2 protein-coding genes are annotated in these 3,013 nt (G+C 47.3%); both read left to right on the plus strand.

Going from position 1 to position 3,013, the window contains the following annotated elements; genetic code table 11:
* Positions 1-278 precede the first annotated feature (278 nt).
* Positions 279-1,493 carry a nucleoside permease gene (locus tag VIM87_RS06645; RefSeq protein ID WP_331996220.1) on the plus strand — a complete coding sequence of 405 codons (1,215 nt, stop codon included), beginning with the start codon at positions 279-281 and terminating at the stop codon, positions 1,491-1,493.
* Between the two features lie 164 nt (positions 1,494-1,657).
* Complete coding sequence (locus tag VIM87_RS06650; RefSeq protein WP_331996221.1) at positions 1,658-2,848, plus strand: Gfo/Idh/MocA family oxidoreductase; 1,191 nt, start codon at positions 1,658-1,660, stop codon at positions 2,846-2,848.
* Positions 2,849-3,013 lie beyond the last annotated feature (165 nt).

Consider the following 3,013-nt stretch of genomic DNA (forward strand, 5'->3'; position numbering starts at 1 on the left):
AGTATATGAGGTAACGCACCCCCAATGGCGCGTACACGAAGTATATGATTATGATTACCATTGTAACGCGGAAGCGCTGTATGGGCCTGCTTTTGCGGAGGCCCTTGCACAAAAGCCGGTATCTGCATTACTGGCGGAAGGTTCTGAGATCAGTGTGCAGCCCAAGCTGCGTTTGTAACCCGCCGGTGTGTTTTAATTTGTAGTACAGATCGTAAATCTTTTTTACTATCTTAAATGCCTGATCGTCCATCTTATTATAGAAGCTAAAGTTCCAACGTATGAAGCCAGCCGTCAGACTGCAACTATCCCTCATGATGTTCCTTGAATTCTTTGTTTGGGGAGCATGGTTTGTAACCATGGGAACATTTTTACTGAATAACCTGCATACCAGTGGTACGCAGGTAGGTGTTGCCTATTTAACGCAGTCTATCGGGGCCATTATTGCACCTTTTATTGTTGGGTTGATAGCAGACCGCTTTGCGCCGGCACAGCTGATCCTGGGGATCTTACACCTTATTGGCGCTATGCTGTTATGGCTGGCCGGTTCTTCGGCCGACTTTGAAACTTTTTATCCCCTGCTGCTGCTTTATATGATCCTGTACATGCCTACACTGGCGTTGGTGAATTCCATTTCCTTCCGGCAAATGGATGATCCCACCAAGAAATTCCCCGCTATTCGTGTATGGGGCACCATTGGCTGGATAGTGGCCGGTTTGATCATTGGCTGGCTGGGATGGGAAAAAAGCAACACACTGTCGCTTACCTTTAAAATGGCATCGGCAGCTTCGGGCATACTGGGTTTGCTGAGCTTTATGCTGCCCAATACACCGCCATTAAAGAAAGGGCAGAAAGTATCGGTGGGCGAGCTGTTAGGGTTAGACGCCATCCGCCTGTTAAAACAGCGCTCTTTCCTGCTGTTCTTCCTTTCTTCCGTAGCCATTTGTATCCCGCTGGCCTTTTATTACAACTTTACCAACCCTTTCCTGAATGAAGCAGGGATGAGCTCTGCCGCCGGTAAACAATCACTGGGGCAAATGTCAGAGTTCCTGTTCATGCTGCTGATGCCTTTATTCTTTAGCCGTTTGGGGGTAAAGAAAATGCTGGCGCTGGGTATGCTGGCCTGGGTGATCCGTTATATCTTCTTTGCCTTTGGTAATGTGGAGGCGAATTACTGGATGCTGATAGGTGGTATTGTGCTGCATGGTATCTGTTACGATTTCTTTTTTGTGACGGGGCAGATCTATACTGATGCCCGTGCAGGCGAACAGTTCAAAAGTGCAGCCCAGGGCCTTATTACACTGGCCACTTATGGCGTAGGTATGCTGATAGGTTACCTGATCTCCGGCCCTATTGTAGATGCCTATAAACTAACGGATGGTACGCACGACTGGAAAACCATCTGGCTGATACCGGCGGCTATTGCGCTGCTAGTGCTGGCGTTATTCATGCTGCTGTTCCGCGAAAGCAATACGGAGAAAAATATAAAAATGTAATTCTATTTACGATTTTAGATTTTAGATTTTAGATTTACGATTTGATCGTATTGCTTAATCATCGCGGTCATTAAATTTAAAAATCAGATTGGATCTTACCGGTTAATCATCCGCTACAATCAAATCTAAAATCGTACATCTAAAATCTAAAATCTCTTCATATTATGGCTAAGATTTCAATGTTAGGCTCCGGTTTTATCGGGCGCTTCTATGCAGATTCCCTGCAAGGGCAAAGAAGCAGGGACAAGATCGTTAGTATTTATTCCCGCCGGGAAGAAAGCGCAAAGAAGTTTGCGGAAGATTACCAGGTGGCCCACTGGACCACTGAAATGGAGGCTTCCATTTCGCACCCGGAAGTAGAGGTAGTATGTATTTCCCTGCCCAACAACCTGCACGAGGCAGCCGTGTTACTGTGCTGCAAGCATAAAAAAGGCGTTATCTGCACCAAACCCCTGGGCCGTAATGCAGAAGAAGCCAAACGTATGATGGAAGCCGTAGAAAAGGCCGGTATTTTTAACGGTTACCTGGAGGACCTGGTGTATACCCCAAAATTCCTGAAAGCGCTGGAAAGCGTGCAAAGCGGGGCTTTGGGCCGCATCCTCTGGGCTAAGTCAAGGGAAACACACCCCGGCCCGCACAGCGAATGGTTCTGGGATAAGGAGCAGGCCGGCGGCGGTTGTATCCTGGATCTGGGCTGCCATTGCGTGGAAATAGCCCGCAGCTTTATTGGCAAGGATATTAAACCCATTGAGGTTATGTGCTGGGCCGATACGCAGGTAAAACCCATTGATGCGGAAGACCATGCCATTGGCCTGGTAAAGTATGAGAATGGCGCTATCGGGCAGTTTGAAGTAAGCTGGACCTTCCGCGGCGGCCTGGACCTGCGCGATGAGGTAATGGGTACAGAAGGCACTATTTGGCTGAACAGCTTTTTGCGTACCGGTTTTGACATGTTCACCACCGGCAAGGGCGCGGATTATGTTGCGGAAAAAGCAGAAAGCAATTCCGGCTGGTTATTTCCTGTGGGCGATGAGCTGAACGAGCTGGGTTATAACCATATGTTCACCGATATGTTCAACGCCATGGAAAGCGGCAAAGCAGCCCGTGAAACCTTCTATGACGGATACGTGGTGAATGCCGTGCTGGACGCCGCTTACCGCAGCGCAAAAAGCAAATTATGGGAGCCCGTGCAGCTGGATGTATGGCGGGGTAAAACCGGTGTGGAAAAAGGAAAAGGCTATACAGAATATGATGAGCAGTATCACCTGGTAAAAGAAGAAATGACCCACTTTGGCGCAAAGAAAGTGATATTGAAGGATAAGAAAAGCGGGCAGATTATTGAGAAAACGTTGTAGATGTGCAGATGTGCAGATATGCAAATGTGCAGGTGTGCAAATGAATTGGAATGTGCTGATGTGTTGATGTGCTAATATGCTAATGTGCTGGTTTTTGTTGTTTATTGCCTGCCTTGTTAATATTTACTTTGCCATAAATATATAAAAGCCCTGACAAGTTAAATC

This window comes from Chitinophaga sp. (genome assembly GCF_036569125.1).
GTDB lineage: Bacteria > Bacteroidota > Bacteroidia > Chitinophagales > Chitinophagaceae > Chitinophaga.

Bases quoted from the DNA above. Each gene is read 5' to 3' on its own strand.
- VIM87_RS06645 (WP_331996220.1), top strand. From the start codon at position 279: ATGAAGCCAGCCGTCAGACTGCAACTATCCCTCATGATGTTCCTTGAA.
- VIM87_RS06650 (WP_331996221.1), top strand. From the start codon at position 1,658: ATGGCTAAGATTTCAATGTTAGGCTCCGGTTTTATCGGGCGCTTCTAT.